Here is a 20,498-nt window from a genome sequence, read left to right on the forward strand (position 1 = left end):
AAACGCATAATCTCTTTCCTCATCCTCATCATTTAGCACGATCTGATCCCCCTTGGAAAGACCAAATTTCTGTGCTGCCGCAGAAGAAATAATGACGCGGCTCATACTCTTTTTCACATCGGCATCAAAAAAGGAATTGTCCTTGGTAAGTCCCATGACCGTGACATCCAGATTATAACCAAACCGTTCCTTCTTCAGCGTTCTGGCAAATGCTTCCTCTCCATCATCCGGAGCGTTCTTCGTCGGATATTTGTAGGTATACATATATTCAAACCGGGTGTCCGCTTTATTGTCTTTTCGGATATTATCGCACATCACAAAGCAGTCAAGGCTGAGCATGCAGATCAACAGTGAGATAAATAATCCAAAGATTACCGTCAGACTGGTACGGATTTCCCGCAGAAGCTGGCGAACACAAAATCTTGATACAAAGCCCATCTTTCCCAGATTAACACGTCCGAATCTCCCCTGCTTCTGTTCCTTGCGCATCAGCTTGAGTGCCGGCTGTGCCAGCTTCCTGCGGATCACAAGCCAGTTGACGATAACTGCAGCCAGTGCCGGCATGACAAGTCCATACACCAGAAGATAAACCGGATAAACATTCGGCACCTCCGGAAACGAAAAATAATTATACGTGTCTGCCATCTGCTGTCTGACACCGATCGGAGAAAACCCGATCGCCGTTCCGATCGCTCCCGAAATCGAAGTAACGCAGATTGGAAGCATCAGATAATGAAGGATCAGATCCTTTCCGGTCACACCCATCGCATAGAGAGCACCGATCACTCCGCTCTCCGCCTCGATCGTATGTACCACAAAGACCGAGATCACATAGGTAAATAAAATCATAATGATCACACCTGCGACAAGACCACCCATTTTGTTGATGACCTGATCATCTGTCGTTGCGCCGATTCTCATATTCTCTTCTGCTGTGACAAATTCCGTCATATTGCTCAGAGAAATATTAAAATACTGATCCATCAGCTTGTCGGTTCCCTTTTTGAGCTTACTGACACCGTCTGATAACTTCGAAGCTCCCTCAGCGGCATCCCCGACACCATCTGTATATTGTACTACCCCATCCTTATAGCTTTTTAACATAGTTAACTGATCCGACAGCGAACCGATCGACAGCTTCACAATGGCATTTTCACTGTTTTCATTCTTTAAATGCTCTAATGTGCTCTCGAAATTATCCTCGGTCAGATCTTCCTTCAGACCATATGCCTTCAGTGCCGAAGACGCCTCCTTTAAATACGCCTCAAGGATACTTCCGCTGGCATTCTGAAGCTTTTTGTTGTTTGCTGAAAGTTCATTAAGTCCATCGGAAAGCTCTGCGGAACCGTTGACAAGCTTATTGATTCCCTTTGTCAGCTTATCCTTCTGTCCACCTGTCTGATCCCAGTATTTTTTGAACCATTTGTCCAAAATCTCACTGCTGTCAATGGTCTGATCCTTCAGCCATTCCTTAATCTTCTTGTCTGTGATATCTTCCTTTTTGATGTACGAATAATTGTACACCTCCGTTTGTGCACTTTTCCCCTGCTCACGCATCCGGTCATACTTTTCTGCCGTTACAAAAGCAAGGCCAAACTGCTTGCTTCCGACAGTGCTGTCCGACAGATTGTGATACGGTGCATTGTAATCCGGAACGCATCCGATACCGGTCACGGTAAGCTTCTCCCCGCCGATCGTCACAGTATCCCCAACCTTGATACCATGCTCTTCGCAGTATCTCTGCTCCAGCATGACCTCATCCGAAGACTCCGCTTTTCTTCCGTTCCGGATAACTGCCAGATTGATCTTCTCACGGTTCTCAAACAATCTGAGAATACTGTTGTCCTTCATCTCATAATCCATATAGAAGCTTTCCTGCAGCTCTACACCCTTGCCGGTCAGCTCCTTTCGTTCTGAAGTCGTGAGCGGCACAAATACGGAAAACTCTCCATCCTCAACCCGGTGTTCACGGTCGGACTTTTCTCCGCCCTGCATGATCGTCTCCGCCGCTCCTACCAGCGAGATCACCAGATACATACTCATAATGATCAGAACCGCCAGTGCCAGATAACGAAATTTATTCTCACGTAAATCCCGAAGGATTCTTTTTCTCAATACTTTTTGCATTACAAATCCTCCAATTCTGCTGCCGGTACTCTCGTTTCATTATAATATTCTCTGCTGATCTGTCCGTCCTTGATCCGAATCACCTTATGAACCATATCCTTGATCGAATTATTATGCGTCACGATCAGCATCGTTGTTCCGTACTTTTCATTGATCGTCTCCAAAAGCACAAGAATATCTCTGGAGGTTTTGGAGTCGAGTGCTCCGGTCGGCTCGTCGCAGAGCAGAAGCTTTGGGTTTTTGATCAGTGCCCGGGCAATTGCGCAGCGCTGCTGCTGTCCACCGGAAAGCTGGGACGGAAACTTGTTCTGGTGAGCCGTAAGTCCCAGTGTTTCCAGCAGTTCATCCATATCAAGCGGATCCTTTGTCAGATATTCACAGACCTGGATATTCTCGCGAACCGTCAGATTCGGAACCAGATTATAGAACTGGAAAATATAGCCCAGATTGTCTCTGCGGTATTCAGACAATTGTGTCTGATTGAGTCCTGCGATCTCCTTGCCATCCACGATCACAGAACCGCTGTCAATCGTATCAAGCCCTCCGACGCAGTTGAGAAACGTTGATTTACCGGAACCGCTGGTTCCCTGGATCACACACATATCGCCTTGTTCTACACCTGTCGTAATCCCTTTCAGAACCTGCACAAATCCCTCTCCTGATCCATAACTCTTCTTCAAATCCTTCACTTCCAGATACATAATCGTCCTCCTTTTGTGCTCTGCCCGTTCAAATATCCATCGGGCAGCATCTCCTTATTGATAATTTTTACCAATAACATAACACTGTTATGTTGTTGTCGTTTTTTTAGGAACTGCTTCCACAGTTCCCTTATTCATTCTTTTGATCACTATTCGGATCTGCTTTACACGTCTATTCCATATCCGGCACAATTCCAAACATTCCATACCATCCGCAGACCATATAGCGCACTGCATGCTCCATATACCGGATCGCCTCCTGCTCGGATTCAATATGCGTCACTGCATAGACAAACAGATCAATCTGCATATGTGCGATCCAATGGATCACATTATGCTCAATCGGCGGTGCCCCTGTCAGCTTCGCCATCGTCTCCGCAAGCATCTGGTAGTGTTGATCACTGATCTGAACGATCTGATCGACTGCGCCCTCCAACGAGCTCCCCTGTGACTTCTCAAGCAGCAGACGAAACTGATTTCTGCTGCTGTACATCGCATGTACAATGTCCACAGTCACCCGGAAATCATCGGCCGCATCCTCCGTCTGAATCGCGCCGGACAAGAACTCTCCCGATTCCAGTGCCTGCTTCTCATCCGCAAAATGCTGCTCCATCACCGCATATACATTTGCCAAAGGCTCTTTCACCAGAGAAGCAAACAGATCATCCTTATCTTGAAAGAAAAAATACAACGCTCCGGTGGTCACTCCGGCATTCTTACAGATGCTTCTCAAAGATGCCTTCATAAATCCCTTCTCCAGAAATTCCTGCATCGCACTCTCCTGAAGCTTTTTCCTGGTTTCCTTCTCATCATTCATAGCTGCCTCTTTCTTCTCATTACCAACATAACACCGTTATGCTATCATTCTTCTTTCTTTCTGTCAAGCATTTTCTAACCGGAACACTTTAACGGTATACGCCGCAAACAATTTGGAAAGACTGATTCAAGGGGTAAAATCAGATACCAGCGTATGTTTACATACAAATTGATATCTGTCAATCACCTTTTGACCCTGACATCACAAAATGATTGGAGGATTATTATGGCAAATATGTTTTGTTTTCAATGTCAGCAGACCGCCGGAAACAAGGGCTGTATCAACACCGGAGTCTGCGGAAAGCAGCCGGAGACTGCACATCTGCAGGATGAACTTGTGTATGAACTGATCCGTCTTGCCACGGCAGCTCACGATGCGCACAAGCATTCGAAATTAACCGACCGGCTTCTGATCGATGGATTGTTTACCACATTAACCAATGTCAATTTTGACGATGAAGCAATCCGCACATTCACAGACCATGTCCGAAAGGAACGCTGCAAGCTCACCGGTGATGACATTTCGCTGGTCAGCCTCTGGGACGGAGCCAATGACATTGTGTCTCTGCGCTCCACGCTCCTGTTCGGAATGAAGGGTATGGCAGCCTACGCACACCACGCCATGAATCTCGGCTACATGGACGATACAGTCATCAAATGGTTCTATAAGGGCTTATGTGAGATCAACAAAGAGCACACACCGGAGGAATGGATCGATCTGATCATGGAATTTGGACAGGTCAATTTCAAATGCATGGAGCTGTTGGACCGCGCCAACACAGAAACTTTTGGCACGCCGGAACCGACCAGGGTTCTGACCGATATTAAGAAAGGTCCCTTCATTGTCGTATCCGGTCACGATCTCAAGGATATTTCCCAGCTGCTCGAACAGACAAAGGACAAGGGAATCAATATTTATACACACAGCGAAATGCTCCCCGCTCATGGATATCCGGAGCTTAAAAAATATCCTCATCTGGCCGGTAATTTTGGAACAGCATGGCAAAGCCAACAGAAGGAGTTTGACAATATTCCGGCACCAATCCTGTTTACCACCAATTGCCTGATGCCGCAGCGCCCGAGCTATCAGGACCGCGTCTACACGACATCTGTTGTCGGCTACAAGGGACTGACCCATATCACCGGAGATGCCGACGGCAACAAGGACTTCACACCGATCATTGAGCACGCACTGAGGCTTGGCGGCTATGAACACGACCACAGCATGAGCGGCATTAACGGCGGTCATGTTCTCACCACAGGCTTTGCACACGCTGCCGTGCTTTCCCATGCAGAGCAGATCATAAACTCGATCAATCAGGGACATATCAGGCATATTTTCCTTGTCGGCGGCTGTGACGGCGCTCATCCCGGCAGAAATTATTACACGGATTTCGTCAAGCAGACACCGATGGACTCTCTTGTTCTCACTCTCGCCTGCGGCAAATATCGTTTCAATGATCTGGATCTTGGTGAGATCGACGGCATTCCACGTATCCTTGATATGGGACAGTGCAACGATTCCTACAGCGCCATCAAGGTTGCTTTAGCACTTGCCGATGCATTTGACTGCTCCGTCAACGACCTTCCTCTCACGCTGGTGCTTTCCTGGTATGAGCAGAAGGCTGTCTGCATCCTGCTGACGCTGTTATCCCTCGGAATCCGCAACATGTATCTCGGACCGACCCTCCCGGCATTTATGTCAGAAACCGTTGTCAAATATCTTGTCGACACCTACAATCTGCAGCCGATCACCGCACCGGAGCAGGATATGGATGCAATCCTTAAAAGAGGCTGATTCCATTTTCCTCCAAAAGAAAAGACAGGTATGTCATACCGTGATATACCTGTCAAAATGTCATAATATAAAATTCAAACGCAACCGGAAGCAAAGCAGACCACGCCATCAGCATAGTCAAAAGCTATCTACCCTGCACCATACATAAGACTTCGCCCATTACCGCAGTCCCAGCACCAGAATGACCAGAATAATAACCGGAAGCACAAACGTTACATAACCACGAAGTGCCCTCGGAAACTTCACTCCGGCTCCGGTATTGGTCTCTTCCAGATACTTGTCAAATCCCCAACCCCATTTCGTCACACAGAACAACAGAAAGACCAGGGAACCGCCTGGCAGCAAAAGATTGCTGACAATAAAGTCCTCCAGATCAAGCACCGTGCTTCCGGCTCCTCTCGGCTGAAAACTGCTCCAGATATTGTAGCCGAACACCGCCGGCAATGAAGCCACAAGTATGATCACTCCATTGATCAGTGCCGATTTTTTGCGGCTTACCTTCCATTTATCCATGCAGCATGCAATGATATTTTCAAATACGGCAATGATCGTGGAAAATGCCGCAAACGTCATAAACAGGAAAAAGAAGGTTCCCCAAATCCTGCCGCCCGGCATCTGGATAAATACATTCGGCAACGTGATAAAGATCAGCTCCGGACCCGCTCCCGGATTAATTCCGTAGGCAAAACACGCCGGGAAAATGATCAGTCCGGACATGATCGCAACAAAGGTATCTAACGCCGCGATCCGCATGGACTCTCCAAAAAGAGTGTGATCCTTTCCCATATAACTTCCGAAGATCTCCATCGCACCGATACCAAGACTCAGCGTGAAAAACGCCTGATTCATTGCCGCAATGATCACGTTAAACAAGCCGACCTCCTCGACCTTTTTCCAGTCCGGGATCAGATAAAACTTCAGACCGCTTGTACCGCCCGGCAGCAAAATACTGTTGACCGCAAGAACCACGATCAGCGCAAGAAGCCCTAACATCATCGGCTTACTGATCTTCTCAACGCCGGCCTGCAGACCGAAGGAGCAGATCACAAAGCCAATAATAACGATCACTGCCATCCAGAACGTCATCCCCTTCGGATCAGACAGCATATGGGAAAACTTATCTGTTACGCCCTTGGTGTCAAGCCCCTTGAAATCATTGATCAGAAAACGGTAAAAATAGCTGATCATCCAGCCTGCCACTGTCGTATAAAACATCATCAGCATATAATTGCCAAACAGTGCAGCGTAGCCATGCAGATGCCATTTGCTCTTCTTCGGCTCCAGTGCCTCATAGCCGCGGATCACGCTTTTGCCGCTGGCACGTCCGACCGCAAACTCCATGGTTAACACCGGCACACCGACTGCGACCAGAAAGAACAGATAAAACAGTACAAAAACTCCTCCTCCGTTCTGTCCCGCAACATACGGAAACTTCCAGACATTTCCGATACCGATCGCACAACCGGCAGAAATCAGAATAAATCCCAATCTTGATTTAAAGCTTTCTCTTTGCATCGTTACATATTCCTTCCATCAATTTCTATATTCATACGGAACTATCCGATCAGTCCCATAATAATGATCACCAGCATAATGCACGGCATCACATAGGTCAGATACCCCCGCAGAAAGCGTGGCATCTTAAGTCCTTTTCCTGTGTTGACCTCTGACAGATAATTTTCAAAACCCCAGCCCCATCCGGTCATACAGAACAGCAGAAATACAACGGCTCCGCCCGGAAGCAGCAGATTGCTGACAATGAAATCCTCCAGATCAAGCACCGTGCTTCCGGCTCCTCTCGGCTGAAAGCTGCTCCATACATTATAACCCAGCACTGCCGGCACAGAGCCGATCAATATAATGACTCCGTTGATCAGAGACGCTTTTTTCCTGCTGATCCCCCACTTATCCATGCAGCTTGCAATGATATTTTCGAAGACTCCGATAATCGTTGAAAATGCCGCAAATGTCATAAACAGGAAAAACAGTGCTCCCCAGAAACGACCTCCCGGCATCTGGATAAACACATTCGGCAGCGTGATAAATATCAGCTCCGGACCCGCTCCCGGATTGATCCCGTAGGCAAAGCACGCCGGAAAAATGATCAATCCGGACATCAGTGCCACAAAGGTATCAAGCCCCGCAATCTGAAGCGACTCTCCGAGCAGCGTATGCTCCCGGTCCATGTAACTTCCAAAGATCTCCATACCACCCATACCGACACTCAGCGTAAAGAACGCCTGATTCATTGCCGCAATGATCACATTAAGAACCCCAACCTTTTTGACCTGTTCCCAGTTTGGCACAAGATAAAACTTAATTCCCTCTGCACCGCCCGGCAGCATCATGCTGTTGACCGCCAGAATCACGATCAGACCAAGCAGACCGATCATCATCGGCTTACTGATCTTCTCGACACCGTTCTGCAGTCCCATGGAACAGATCAGAAAGCCCAGTATTACGATCAATGCCATCCAAAACAGCATTTCCCTGGGATCAGCAAGCATATTGCTAAACTTCTCGGAGACCCCCTCTGTATCAAGACCATAAAAGTCATTTGCCAGAAAACGGTAAAAATAACTGATCATCCAGCCAGCCACTGTTGTGTAAAACATCATGATCACATAATTACCAAATAACGCCGCATAGCCATGCAGATGCCACTTGCTCCCCTTCGGCTCCAGCTCCTGATAACACCCGAGAACGCTCTTACGGCTTGCACGCCCGACTGCAAACTCCATGGTCAGCGCCGGAGCACCCACCATAACCAGAAACAACAGATAAAACAGTACAAAAATTCCGCCACCGTTTCTTCCGGCTACATACGGAAACTTCCACACATTGCCAATTCCGATCGCACATCCTGCCGATATCAGGATAAACCCCAGCCGCGACTTAAAATTCTCTCTTTTCAATTGTATTCTCCTTCACCTTCTCCTGCATATTCCACGTATTCTGCCGCATTCGCATGAATGTGCTTAATATCCTCCTCATTGACCGGACGGTATACACGCACCGGATTACCAAAGGCAACCGATCCCTCCGGCACTTCCTTCCCCTCCGGCACCAGTGTTCCTGCACCGATAATGCAGTTCTTCCCGATTCTCGCCCCATTCAGGAGAACCGCCCCCATACCGATAATACAGTCATCCTCCACCGTGCAGCCATGAACGATCGCCCCATGACCGATCGTAACGCCATTGCCGATCACGGTCGGAAAGCCATTGTCCACATGAACAACCGCATTGTCCTGAATGTTGCTTCCTTCTCCGATCGTGATCGGTGCCATATCACCGCGTACGACCGCATTGTACCAAACCGATGCAGCCTTTTCCATCGTCACATCGCCGGTTACAACGCACCCCGGAAACAGATATGCCCCGTTCTCTGTTTCTGTCCATTTCATCACTCTTTGTTCTTTCATAATTACATCATTCCCCGTTAATTTTCCCATAAAAATAGTTTAGGCTAAGATTCCGTCTTCACGAAACCTTAGCCTGTCTATCATATCATTGATTCTATTGTCTGCGCAAGTCAAATCCCTAAAATTCTCTATTTTATCGGGGGATTTATCCTCTTATACCTGAATATCTTTATGTTTTTTCGAAATACTCATTGACAGATCATAAGATGTTTTCTGACCGTTAATATACAGCGAACCATACGGGTATGGATTCAGATCAGGAAAACGACTGACCTTCGGCACCATTGTGTATTTCTTTCCCAAATGACTAAGACGTACCAGATACCCCTTTGTACTATCCCTGCGTGCCCGCGGCAGACGGATCACAAGACGCTCTTTTCCGTCAAGCTGTGCCTGACTTACCTTTCTGCCGTACAGCTTCTGTCTGCTCTGCAGAGAAATCACCTCAACCCGGTATTCTTTTCGTCCGGACGGTTTTTCTATTTTATTCTTCAATGCCTTTGCTTTCGTCAAACCTTTTTTGAGATTTTTACCCTGCTTTGAAAGATTCTTCTCTTTTACCTCAAAATTGATCGTGATCTTCTCTTTGTCGCCCGCTTCGATCCGCTGTCCCTGAAGGATCGTCTGCTCCATCACAACCCTGCGCTTAAACTGTCCTGTTTTCTTTTTATCGACGGTATTGACCGGCACGGAATCCGGGTAATTTCTACAGTGGTAGACAACATTCTCGCCCGTCTTTTCCTGTCCCTGCACCGTCTTTATCTGAAGCTGCATCGTAAGACCAAAACATAAAACACCAAATATCGCCATGCAGACGCCAAGTCTTTCCCGAATCCCGGCTCTGTTATGCTCAACGCCCCTGACATAACGGAAGCATCTCTCAATTCCATCTGCCATCAAAAGCATATAAACGCCCATAAAGCAAACATTATATTTCCGGTTCGCCTCCCACAGAATAAAGAATAAAACCGCCCCCAGAAATGTCAGGGAAAATACAAAGGATATATCAAATTTCCGCTGCCTGATCTGCATCAGGACGCTGACCAGCAGAAAGAAAAATGTTGCCACTCGAAACGCCTGCATAAACAGCAGATACCAGGTGTTGGAGTGTCCCATAAAATACGGATACAGGCCTGGGAAATTGCTGGCGTAGCCTGCCTTTCCGAAGCAGTCATCATCCGACAGTGCCCATACTCCGTACATCTTCACTCCCGCCTGACGCAAAAGTCCCGGTGCACCCATTCCGGAAGCTCTCTCCCTGATCCGTTCCACATCCGCCTTCCATTTCTCTTCCTTTGTCGGATAACTCATGGTGTATGCCTCATCCGATCTCGAGAACTCTCCACCGGACTGTTCGTTCAACCCCATCATGATCCAGTGTGTTATCGGAAACTGTCCACTCAGTCTGCTCCGGTCGATATGTCTGCCAACCAGCCCAAAGCATCCCATAAAGCAGCATACAAACGCGCCTGCCGCAAGTCCTGCCTTCACCAGACAGACGCGGGCGGAATCCTTTGTTTCCCCTTGAATAAAACGGATCACAAAATACATGCTGACCGCAATGATCGGAATGATCGTAGTCGGGCGCACCCAGTATCCCACTGCCATCAGCGTACCGAGACCTGCCCAGAGTTTATATTCTCCGCGCATATTTCCCCTGCACTGATGAAGCCGCAGACACAGATACAGGATCGCCATTACAAACGGAAATGAGATCGTATTGGTATACACGGTTGTCAGCCATACATACGTGGTCGGGCACAAAATAAACAATCCTAAAAGAACATTTGCAAAGGAAATCCCCTTAAAACGGCGTGCCGCCAGCCAGGATATAAAGACTCCGATATCGATCGATACCAGATTCAGCGCCACCGTTGGTTCCCACACCTTATGAATCCCTAAAAAGGAAAGCAGTTTATAATAATAGTAGAAAAGAACGACAATAAAATGATTGTTCGGATATCTCTGAAAATACATATCCTGCATGTTCATCTGTCCATGCTGTTTCTGCACCATCAGCAAGGCTTCATTCTGCACTCTGGCAGGATCACTGATCGCCATCGGATGAGACACAAACATCAGAAATCCGATCTGAAGCAGCACAAGTACCGCAAACAAAATGACCGCCACACGTTTACCGCTCTTTAGAAATATCCGGTACACTGCCACAAAGCCGGCAGATATCAGAACCGTCATCAATAACATCGCCTGTGTCATTCCAACCGCATTCCCTTTAGAAAACATCTCACCATATATCATCATAGCAGATGCTGACATCACCAGAAGAATCGCGCCGATTGTGGCTGTCATTCCCTGACAGAGCCGGCAGAACGCATCCGTTATTTTCTTCATAAAAATCCTCCGTCCTTTCTCCATCTGCAATTTCAACGCTGCAGATGCGATATAAAAACACACCTGCTATCAATAGCTTCTCCATCTGCCAACCAATATACCAGAAAAAAAGAAAGAAAATCTCAAAATACTCTTAAGATTTTCTTTCATTTTCTAAATATTATATGAACTTGACCGTTTCCAAAGGATTGCAGATATCACCGCTGTCACCAGCTCGGCGATCCAAAAAGCATGCCAGACACCGGTCGGACCGATCAGACTGCTTAACAAAAACGCCATCGGAATGATCACCACGATATAGCGGCAGAGAGAAATGATCAACGACGGAATCCCTTTTCCGATTCCCTCCAGTGCCCCGGAAGCAACTACTGACACTGATGAAACGATAAAGCCGGCACTGATGATACGAAGTGCTGTCTCACCTACTCGAATCGTCTCCGGCACATCCGTAAACATTCCCATCAGCGTTCCCGGCACCGTCAGACACAAAAGCGTGCCAACCGCCATGATCACAACGCTCATAAGCAGTACCACACGGAATATCTTCTGAACTCTTTTGTATTCCTTCGCGCCGTAATTAAATCCGATCAGCGGACGCATTCCCTGAATAATACCATTCACCGACAGATACAAGAAGGTCTGCAGCTTATAATAAATGCCCAGCACAAAAATATAGCTTCCCGCAAATGCCGCAAGGATCGCATTCAGTGCTGAGATCAGAAGTGACGGCAATGCCAGATTCAATGTTCCCGGTATGCCGATGGAATACAGCTTACCAATAATATACTTATCCGGCTTGATATCAGATATACGGATCCGGACACGGATCGGACATACCAGATACAGCACCAGATAAATGATCAGCGGCAGAAGCTGTCCGATTCCTGTCGCAAGCGCCGCCCCCTCAATTCCCATCTTCGGAAACGGTCCGATTCCAAAGATCAGTACCGGATCCAGAATAATATTGGCAATGCAGCCACACATTAGACTTGTCATTGTGACTTTCATCTTACCAACCGCCTGATAAATCTTCTCAAATGCCATTGCAAACATGATCACCGGAGCAAACAAAAAGGCGATTCGCGAATAACGGATGCCGTAGGAAAGCACTTCCTCTGACGACGTAAACACCCTCAAAAATGACGGCATCACCGCAATACTTCCCGCCGTCATAATAACGGAATGGACTGCCGCACAGACAAGTCCCTGCGTTGCCGCCTTATCTGCCTTTTCTTCATTGCCCTCACCCAGATAAAGTGCGATCACCGCATTGATTCCGACGCCAAAACCGATTCCCACTGCATTAATAAAATTCTGCACCGGAAACACCAAAGACAGTGCTGTCATGGCATCCTCACTGATCTTCGCCACAAAAAAGCTGTCCACAATATTGTACAGCGAATTTACCATCATCGAAATAACCATAGGAAGTGCCATCGACAGAAGCAAAGGCACCACCGGTCTTTCTTTCATATAATTTTCATTCATTTTAATTCCCAATCTGTTTATTTATTCTGTTATTTCACATTATGTTTTATTTAACTGTTTTCTGTTCACAATTAAGTGCCGATGTTTCCTGCGAAGCCACAAGATAAAGAAAAGATAGCCGATAATTCCTGCCAGACTTAAAATCATTCCCTGCATCACATACGGATACTTCAACCGGATCACCGTCACACCGTGGCGCACCACTGTCAGTGCATGCTCACTTAACAGCTTTTGCTTACTGTGGAAAATATCATGGTATGCCAGTGACGTATTCACATTATCCCTCGGTGACTCGATCCGTATCTCGTCAGAACGATATGTGATCTTTAGCGGCACGATCGTTCTGTCCGGCAGGGAGTTGAGCTGATCTCCCATCAGCCGGTCCATATATGCACCGACATTTTCATCCTTTGTCAGGAAATAATGATACGACAGATTCAAACCGATAAACACGATATTATCGTTATATACTGTCCCTGCAAAGTCCACACGCATGCCTGAATCATACAGATAACCATCCGCCTGATCCAATCCGTTAAAATATACCGTCTTCCACTGTGCGTTTTCTTTATCAAACAGCAGCGTATCCAGCTCTCCCTGAGCAGTATAAAGAATCGGATAGCCGTTTTCAAAATAAATATCCTGACAACTCACACCGAGAAAGTCCCGTTCCTTCGTATGTGCATCCTGCGGAATACCATCTCCGCTGATGATAATCTTCACTCCGGCATTACTTAACCTTTTCACCAGCTTCTCAGCCTTCGTTTTATCACTGTACGAAAAACCGGACAGATAGATCACCTTGTATCCGGAAAGCTCTGCAAAGGTATAGTCATCCAGATTCGCCGAATCTCCTCTTGTAATATCCGGATAGCTGCAGGTCAGCGATGCCGCCGCATTGCCGATCGCCAGTCCGTCATATTTGCAGACTGTCCCAAAAACGGTACTGATCTCCCGGTGATATAACAGAAAGCTGTCATTATACTGTACCAGCGTAAATTCCTGCTCCTTCGCCGCATTTGTGACGTCGGGGATATCCTTGCTTCCATTTTTCAGTTCACTGATCTTTATCAACACCGTATCATTGCCAAGCTCCAGCGCCCGGTCAAACAGGTACGGATAAAAGCCTCTTTCCGCCGCCTCATTGAGTTCTACAATATTGACTGCGGTAGCCGCTGACTGCCAGCCTGCACCATATGTACCCTGCGTCTGCTCCTCATCATAGTCTGTCAGAAGATATGGTGCCATCGCGCCGAGGCTGCTGCCATCCATCAGTGCCACTCTCTGCTTCGTAATACTTCTTGCCTTTGTGATGAGACTTGCATCTGCACTAAGCTGCATATTCTCCTTTGCGGTTCGTTCCCCGATTCCATGCCAGATAAGTCCATAGGACGGAATGCAGTCTAATACCAGCAGCACACAGCACAGGATCACAAAGCCCCGCTTGAGCGAAGTCCACATCATAAAACTGTACAGGATCATGACGAGCGCGATTGAAATAAAACGAAGCATCCACAGATACTGACTACCCGGCAGCTTGGAAAGCACCGTATACATAGATGTCGTCGTACATACAAAGATCAGAAGTGCCGCCCAGAATCCGGTCATAGAACGTCTCTTACTACAAAATGCACCAAACACGGCAACCACAAATGCCGCAAAGCCGAAATAAAAATCGGTATTTCCTCTGGTCAGACGACGCAGGGGATTCAGCGAGATCACTGCATCCTGGAAAAATCCCTTCATGACCTGTGAACTGTCCGTCGATGTAATGCCTCCCTTCAAGGATGCATACAGCCATATCCCAATGATCATAAAGGGCAGAATAATGCTTACGATCACCGGAATGCACTTGCCGGTACGGTGATAAAGGATCCGGTAAACAAGCAGAAACAAAAGCATCGCCAACGCGATCATACCGGCATCCCCCACATGACAAAGTGCGATCCCCACGAACACCGGAACCGCCCTGATCAAACTGCGCCAGTTATTTTCAAACAGATATTCGCTGACAAAATAAATAAACAGCGGCAGCAAAACCATGGACAGGGAACGCGGAAGATTTCCCTCCACAAAAAGAGCGTACAGGTTATTGGGCATAAAAAACCACAATCCCCCCATAAACGCTCCCAATACGAAACGGTTCTTGCGGATGCCGATATAAAGCCATACCAGTGCTCCAAGATAAAAGACAAGGGATACAAAGACCAGGTACCCCTCCAGATCCACACCCCCGGCGATCGCCTGACAAAACGCCAGAAAATATACCGGCAGCGGTGCCCAATAGCGCATCATCTGCACACCGTTGTACCAGAACCGGTCATAAAGCGGATACCAGTTTTCCTGCCGGATCTCATGATACAACACGTCTCCCTTATAGACATGACACATCGTGTCCACACCTGTCGGATAATTTCCACCGATTCGGATCACATAGGCAATCGCTATGGCTGCCATCAGATAAAGCATGATCGTCATCGTGATTCCTGCCTGCTTCTTCACGGTACTCTCCTTTAATCAATAATACGGTCTAAAATGCCATCAACCACCTGACTCATCTGTTCCTTCGAGCTTCTACGAATGCTCTCCAGATATTCCGCCTCTCGCTCAAAGCTGATCACATAGCTTCTGGTCGGTGTCTCACTGCTCTCCATTTTCACAAGATGACCTCCCAGCTCCTTGACGATGCGCCGGATGTTATTCACAAAATAATCCGACATATTCTCCAGCGTCGGCACCATATGATCAAACGGATCGATCTCATTTAACACGCGGTTCTGATATTTATTAAAATATTCGTCGATTGCCTTTTCGTAGGCATCGAACTGTACGAATTTCTGGTCACTCATCAGTACATCCACCATAAACTCCCATGTATGTGGATGCACCTCTCCCTCTTTTCCGTTGATCACAATAAAATGATTGGCATTCAGATAAAATTTAAATTTGTATTCCCGAAATGTTGTGTTCGTCATCGTCCTGTTCCATCCTTTCTGCCAGCTTCTTTGTAAACCGCTCATATACCGTTATCAGTGCTTCCCCTTCGCCGGTATATGTCTCACTCTGCAGCACCTTGCACTCACCTGCCTGCGCACTCACTGCCTCGATTCCCTTTATTACCTCACATTCCTCATACTGCAGGAACAAAAGCACGATCTCCTGATCCGATGAGTTCTCAAACCGGATCACCTTTTCATCCAGCAAAATCTGTGCCTGATTCAGGAAATGCTTCCGCTCCTCCTTTGATGCAAATCCCAGCTCCACAAAGGTAAGCGGCGCCGTCTTTCTTTCGGCAAGCTTATCCACAAACATTTCAAGCATCGGCAGACGGAAAATGCTCCATCTTGTATGATAGCTGTCCATCTCGCGGATCGTCTCTGTCTGCTCCTCCAGCACCTTATTCAGACTCGTAATATGCTTCTCCAGCTTACGGATCCTGCGGTCACGAAGATCAACAACATTTGCAAAGATCATTGCCACCAAGAGCAACATGCCAAGCAGGATCGCGCCAAACACATAAAGACCGATCTTGGAGGACAAAAATACATTGTTATCCAGTATCACGGTATCATTGGTCAGCAGACAAATCTTATACTGCGCACCGTTATATTCAAAGATCACACCGGATGCCACATAGCGGTCTCCATCCAACGTGATCATCTGATGAACCACCCGGTTTACCGCAAGCTTCTTTAAGAAATGCGCTGCACTGTCCGAGGTAAAAAATGTCTCCGTCGTCAATCCCTTATACCGGTTTGTCTCCGTAATATCTTTCACGAACAAAAGTGCCTGATCCTTCGTCAGCGTCCAGTACTTCCTGCCGGACGTATCCAGAGAGCCGAGGATATTCCGAACGATCTCCTCGTCGCTGCGATCCTCCAGCAGGTTGATCTGATCCAGCACAAGCTGTACATACGCATCCTGCTGTTCCGCATAGATTGCCAGTGTACTCCGCTCATACTCCTGCGCCTGATGAACGCCCAGCGCCCCCATTCCGGTTGCTGCCACAACGATCAGCACGGAAATCACTTTTATATTGGTGATCCATTTCCAAAACTTTGTCTTTCTCACGATTTACTCCTTATTATTCACAAAATCCCTGATCCTGCCAAGAAAATGACCCACTACACTGAAATCCTTCGCCACTGTCTGTACAAAGCTCTCCTTTTCCTGTGTGAAATTTCTTGTCTTCCATGCACTGTCCGTATTGATGCTGTTGATCACACCGGCAAAACGGATAAAAAACACCATCAGATTAAAAATCGGAAGAACAGGGATCACATACCACTGCTTCGCATAATACTTTCGGATCTCCTTAAAATTCTTCAGAAAGCCTACCGTCGAAATATAATAAAATACACCGATCAGCACATAAAGTCCATACAAAAAAAGTGTTGAATATCCAATCTGCGCAAACGAATAATTCATGCACAAAAGACAGATCAGCGCCAGATACCAGATCATTCTCGGAAACGCAAAGGTATGGTCATACAGAAGCGTCCGCACACCGACATTCGTAAGCATATTGCGTGCCTTTAACTTGTCCTTCAAAAACAGATGAGAAACCTCCAGACTTCCTCTCTGCCACCGCTGACGCTGCGTATAAAGCTTATCCATGTCCTCAATCGGATCCACGAAGAAAATCGCATCCTCGCAGATTCCGACTTTGGTTTTCTGCAGATATTTCATCTGGAATGTGATCTGTGTGTCCTCACAGATTGTATCCGTGTTATAAAGCTGCGACTTTAATACTGCCGATTTGCGGAATGCCGAAAATGCACCGGAAAGTGTATATACCGCATTTACCTCCGCCGAGTAATTCCGCCCGGCAAGAAACGCCTGTGCATACTCCATAAACTCCACCTTACGGAGAATACGCGGCAGCACCGGAGGATACGCCTGCACCTGCTTTGGATCGGTAAGAATGACTCCTGTCATACACTCGATCGTCTGATCCGCCTCAAAACGATACACCATATTGCGCAGCGCCGACCGTTCCAACAGACCATCACTGTCAATATGAATAATATATTTGCCCTCGCTGTTAAACAGCGCCATATTGAGTGCCTTCGACTTTCCCTGCTTCGCATTCAGCCACTGCATCTGAAGCTGTGGATACTTCTGCTGACAGTCACAAAACACCTGAAAGCTGTCATCCTGCCCCTGATTATTCACCAGAAAGATACGAATCCTCTCATCCGGATAATCGCTCTCATCAATGGAACGGATACACTGCTCCAGCGTATCCATCGAATTATAGATCGGAATGATCAGAGAAATCTCCGGATCAATCGCCGGCTTTATGATCTCTTTATGAAATATATGCTTCTTGATCAGGACAAACACACTTCCAAGAGAAGGTACGATCTCCATCATCACCGGAATGATGATCCATGCCGCCCAGAATAAAAATGAATTGCAGAATCTATTTATCAGTTCCATACGTAAAGCCACCTACCTTCTGGCGTATGATCTGGGTCTTGGTAAATACAAAGAAGTACAATAAAACGGACAGTGCGTAAAACAGGATACGTCCCACAAAGGTATGTGCCACATAATAGGATGGCATGCCAAACACATAAATAATCACGCAGATTGCAATGATCCTCAGCGCATTTGCCAGAATAATATAAAACGTTCCAAGGATCCCTACCACGACTCTCTCATAAACGGTATATGCACGGAAAAATGCAAGAAGTGCCACAAATGCCATGATCTCCAATATGCCGGAGCACTCAAAGTCAATGAGAAGAGAAATGGCACCCGCTCTTGTATTGACAAAGATTACACCATACTTAAAGTACGACTGAAACATACCGGTCAGCTTGCCAAAGCCTCCCGCCAGTGCAGCGACAACCTGTGCCAGCGGCTGTGTACAGTACGGACGAAGAAAAATCATCAGCAGTACAAAAAGCCCACAGCTTCCCCATATAAAATGCCATGCCGGCAGCTCGCTTCTGCGGGTGACCCACAGAACGTAAAGCCACACGGCAAATATGATCCATCCTAATATCGGTGTCATTTATACCACCTTCGCTCTCTTTCTCCGAAACCACAGTACCGCCAGCACTGAAAGTCCGCACAGAGAGATTCCCATCCAGGTACCGGTCGATGTACCGGCAATGGATACCCATTCATTACCAATATTAATGTATTTCGCCTGGATCATCTTAAGATCCGTCGGATCCAGATCAAAATGCTTCGCTAACTTCTCCAGATCAACCTCAAATTCCATCTCATCGGAGATTGACTTACCATCGGCTGTCTGTCGGACCGTCAGATACATTCTGCCATAGATCGGTGCATCATCATCGTTGATATTCGTTGCTGATGAGCCTGAGTTTAAATCCCACAGATAATACTCATACGTTCCCGCATCCAGATTATTGATCTTACAATCCTTATTGATATTGCCGTTCTTATCGACCGTCACCAGACGAAGTCCCATGGTAGTCTCATCATTCTCATTCAGACGCAGCGCAAACGGCTGAAACTCCTTCTCGTTCATATGGAGCATAGAAAGAACATGACCATACAGTGTCGTTCCTTCCACATAAAGTGCCGCCTCGGCATCATTACCGGTTCCACCGCTGGTCGAATACTGGATCAGCTGATGCGGATAATAATCCCAGTCGGAATATTTGCCATCGTAAACAATCTTGTTGAAGGTCTTGTCTGTCTCGGTATCCTCCTTCAGATTGGCAATATCATCGAGCAGCATATCGTCCCGCATATAATATCCGAAAGAAATCGTATCCTTATACTGGCGCAGGGCAGATGCCGGAATGGCAATCTCATAACGCTTGTTGGAATAAGAAACCTTCGCTCCGTCAATCCCCTCGATATAATCCTTCCGGATCTGGAAAGTCGTATGTCTGCCGAGGTCGGTATAGATCGTATACTTACCGTTGCCGCGCTCTCCGGCACCTGTCGCAGAACCATTCTCCTTCTCCTTCACATAGAGATACAGATAGTCCCCGTCAAATACGGCTGCCGTCTCATCGATCCACCGGTCATCGATCTTCTTTTTGGAAATGCTGTCCCAGTCGGTAAAGGTTCCATCGATCGTAATGCCCTGATATACCGCTGCCGTCGGTGTCGGCTGCTCATGATCCTTCACATGCTTGATATCACTGCTCTTGACAGAGATGCCACCGTAGGTGATCGTATAATCATCCTCACTGAAAAAGGACTTCGGAATCGCAAACTCAATCTCGTACTTGTTCGCTTCCTTGCTTGGCGCATATGCCTTCTTCACGCCAGTAATATCTCCGTACCAGGCGTTCTTGAACTCCTGCATCATATAAGTAAAACGGATCTGGGTATTGCTGCCGCCCTGACCGCTTGCATACTTAATATCAATATTCGTATTGCTGATCGGAAGGTAGTACTCATTACCACCATTCTGCTGTACATAAAAATACACATAATCGTCATCCTGCATCACAGCCCACTTTGCCACGGCGCTGTCCGAAGAATTCTGCATATCCACGCCGGTCCACTCCTGCGGATCTCCGTCAATCGTAATCTGCGCTGCCTGCACCCGTACTGCCGGTGAAACCGCAAATGCCAGCAAAAGCACTGCCATGCCGATCCATGTACGGAACCGGTCTATTCTCATCCTCTCTCTTATCATCTCTATCACTTCCTCTTCTGTCTATACTATGCGTGTCATTCTTTTGTGAAATATATACAACAATATTTTTATATTTCTATCTGTTATATCGTCTGTTATACGAAAAATCATCCATTTGAAAAACTTCATTTTTCAAATCCGAAGGAGCGTCCACAC

At 47.0% G+C, this 20,498-nt stretch carries 15 protein-coding genes; 1 reads left to right on the top strand and 14 read right to left on the bottom strand.

Annotated elements, in window-relative coordinates:
* The 3 genes from ACZLMD_RS08625 to ACZLMD_RS08635 all read right to left on the bottom strand — a co-directional run.
* Nucleotides 1-2,127: ABC transporter permease (locus ACZLMD_RS08625; protein WP_489495559.1), on the bottom strand; the 2,127-nt coding region annotated here is incomplete at its 3' end.
* Complete coding sequence (locus tag ACZLMD_RS08630; RefSeq protein WP_022306463.1) at nt 2,127-2,828, bottom strand: ABC transporter ATP-binding protein; 702 nt, start codon at nt 2,826-2,828, stop codon at nt 2,127-2,129. The genes ACZLMD_RS08630 and ACZLMD_RS08625, both read right to left, overlap by 1 nt.
* Nucleotides 2,829-3,000: 172 nt before the next feature.
* A complete protein-coding gene (locus ACZLMD_RS08635; protein WP_489495560.1) occupies nt 3,001-3,645 on the bottom strand; it encodes a TetR/AcrR family transcriptional regulator in 645 nt (214 codons plus the stop codon).
* 234 nt (nt 3,646-3,879) lie between these two features.
* Here ACZLMD_RS08635 and hcp point away from each other — a divergent pair, with 234 nt between their 5' ends.
* Nucleotides 3,880-5,442: a hydroxylamine reductase gene (gene hcp, locus ACZLMD_RS08640; protein WP_482523230.1), complete on the top strand. Its 1,563-nt coding sequence runs from the start codon at nt 3,880-3,882 to the stop codon at nt 5,440-5,442.
* A 159-nt stretch (nt 5,443-5,601) separates the two neighbouring features.
* On the opposite strand, the gene ACZLMD_RS08645 is transcribed toward hcp, so the two are convergent.
* The 11 genes from ACZLMD_RS08645 to ACZLMD_RS08695 form a co-directional block, all read right to left on the bottom strand.
* Nucleotides 5,602-6,957 (bottom strand): sodium-dependent transporter, encoded by a 1,356-nt coding sequence (locus tag ACZLMD_RS08645; protein ID WP_482523225.1) that lies wholly within the window; start codon nt 6,955-6,957, stop codon nt 5,602-5,604.
* 41 nt (nt 6,958-6,998) lie between these two features.
* The gene (locus ACZLMD_RS08650) at nt 6,999-8,357 is read right to left on the bottom strand and encodes a sodium-dependent transporter (RefSeq protein WP_489495561.1); all 1,359 of its coding nucleotides are present in this window, start codon (nt 8,355-8,357) and stop codon (nt 6,999-7,001) included.
* Nucleotides 8,354-8,866: a gamma carbonic anhydrase family protein gene (locus tag ACZLMD_RS08655; protein WP_118559233.1), complete on the bottom strand. Its 513-nt coding sequence runs from the start codon at nt 8,864-8,866 to the stop codon at nt 8,354-8,356. Before ACZLMD_RS08655 ends, ACZLMD_RS08650 begins: the two co-directional genes overlap by 4 nt.
* 153 nt (nt 8,867-9,019) lie before the next feature.
* Entirely contained in the window at nt 9,020-11,218 is a 2,199-nt protein-coding gene (locus tag ACZLMD_RS08660; RefSeq protein WP_482523226.1) for a glycosyltransferase family protein, read from the bottom strand.
* A gap of 153 nt (nt 11,219-11,371) precedes the next feature.
* Nucleotides 11,372-12,706: an MATE family efflux transporter gene (locus ACZLMD_RS08665; protein WP_482521933.1), complete on the bottom strand. Its 1,335-nt coding sequence runs from the start codon at nt 12,704-12,706 to the stop codon at nt 11,372-11,374.
* A 39-nt stretch (nt 12,707-12,745) separates the two neighbouring features.
* Nucleotides 12,746-15,208 carry a 6-pyruvoyl-tetrahydropterin synthase-related protein gene (locus ACZLMD_RS08670; protein ID WP_489495562.1) on the bottom strand — a complete coding sequence of 821 codons (2,463 nt, stop codon included), beginning with the start codon at nt 15,206-15,208 and terminating at the stop codon, nt 12,746-12,748.
* An 11-nt stretch (nt 15,209-15,219) separates the two neighbouring features.
* Complete coding sequence (locus tag ACZLMD_RS08675; protein WP_022306472.1) at nt 15,220-15,681, bottom strand: 6-carboxytetrahydropterin synthase; 462 nt, start codon at nt 15,679-15,681, stop codon at nt 15,220-15,222.
* Nucleotides 15,647-16,777, bottom strand: coding sequence for a hypothetical protein (locus ACZLMD_RS08680; protein ID WP_489495563.1), 1,131 nt, complete (start codon nt 16,775-16,777; stop codon nt 15,647-15,649). Before ACZLMD_RS08680 ends, ACZLMD_RS08675 begins: the two co-directional genes overlap by 35 nt.
* Nucleotides 16,778-16,780: 3 nt before the next feature.
* Nucleotides 16,781-18,148 (bottom strand): TIGR03111 family XrtG-associated glycosyltransferase, encoded by a 1,368-nt coding sequence (locus ACZLMD_RS08685; protein ID WP_489495564.1) that lies wholly within the window; start codon nt 18,146-18,148, stop codon nt 16,781-16,783.
* A complete protein-coding gene (gene xrtG / locus ACZLMD_RS08690; RefSeq protein ID WP_022306475.1) occupies nt 18,132-18,728 on the bottom strand; it encodes an exosortase family protein XrtG in 597 nt (198 codons plus the stop codon). The genes ACZLMD_RS08685 and xrtG overlap by 17 nt, the downstream gene beginning before the upstream one ends.
* Nucleotides 18,729-20,342, bottom strand: coding sequence for a Firmicu-CTERM sorting domain-containing protein (locus tag ACZLMD_RS08695; protein WP_022306476.1), 1,614 nt, complete (start codon nt 20,340-20,342; stop codon nt 18,729-18,731). It lies immediately after the preceding gene.
* Between the last annotated feature and the right edge of the window lie 156 nt (nt 20,343-20,498).

This window comes from Jutongia sp., assembly GCF_057878315.1.

Coding starts and splice junctions, on each gene's coding strand:
- hcp (WP_482523230.1), top strand. CDS start 3,880: ATGTTTTGTTTTCAATGTCAGCAGACCGCCGGAAACAAGGGCTGTATC.
- ACZLMD_RS08655 (WP_118559233.1), bottom strand. CDS start 8,866: ATGAAAGAACAAAGAGTGATGAAATGGACAGAAACAGAGAACGGGGCA.
- ACZLMD_RS08635 (WP_489495560.1), bottom strand. CDS start 3,645: ATGAATGATGAGAAGGAAACCAGGAAAAAGCTTCAGGAGAGTGCGATG.
- xrtG (WP_022306475.1), bottom strand. CDS start 18,728: ATGACACCGATATTAGGATGGATCATATTTGCCGTGTGGCTTTACGTT.
- ACZLMD_RS08685 (WP_489495564.1), bottom strand. CDS start 18,148: ATGGAACTGATAAATAGATTCTGCAATTCATTTTTATTCTGGGCGGCA.
- ACZLMD_RS08675 (WP_022306472.1), bottom strand. CDS start 15,681: ATGACGAACACAACATTTCGGGAATACAAATTTAAATTTTATCTGAAT.
- ACZLMD_RS08665 (WP_482521933.1), bottom strand. CDS start 12,706: ATGAATGAAAATTATATGAAAGAAAGACCGGTGGTGCCTTTGCTTCTG.
- ACZLMD_RS08660 (WP_482523226.1), bottom strand. CDS start 11,218: ATGAAGAAAATAACGGATGCGTTCTGCCGGCTCTGTCAGGGAATGACA.
- ACZLMD_RS08630 (WP_022306463.1), bottom strand. CDS start 2,828: ATGTATCTGGAAGTGAAGGATTTGAAGAAGAGTTATGGATCAGGAGAG.
- ACZLMD_RS08695 (WP_022306476.1), bottom strand. CDS start 20,342: ATGATAAGAGAGAGGATGAGAATAGACCGGTTCCGTACATGGATCGGC.
- ACZLMD_RS08645 (WP_482523225.1), bottom strand. CDS start 6,957: ATGCAAAGAGAAAGCTTTAAATCAAGATTGGGATTTATTCTGATTTCT.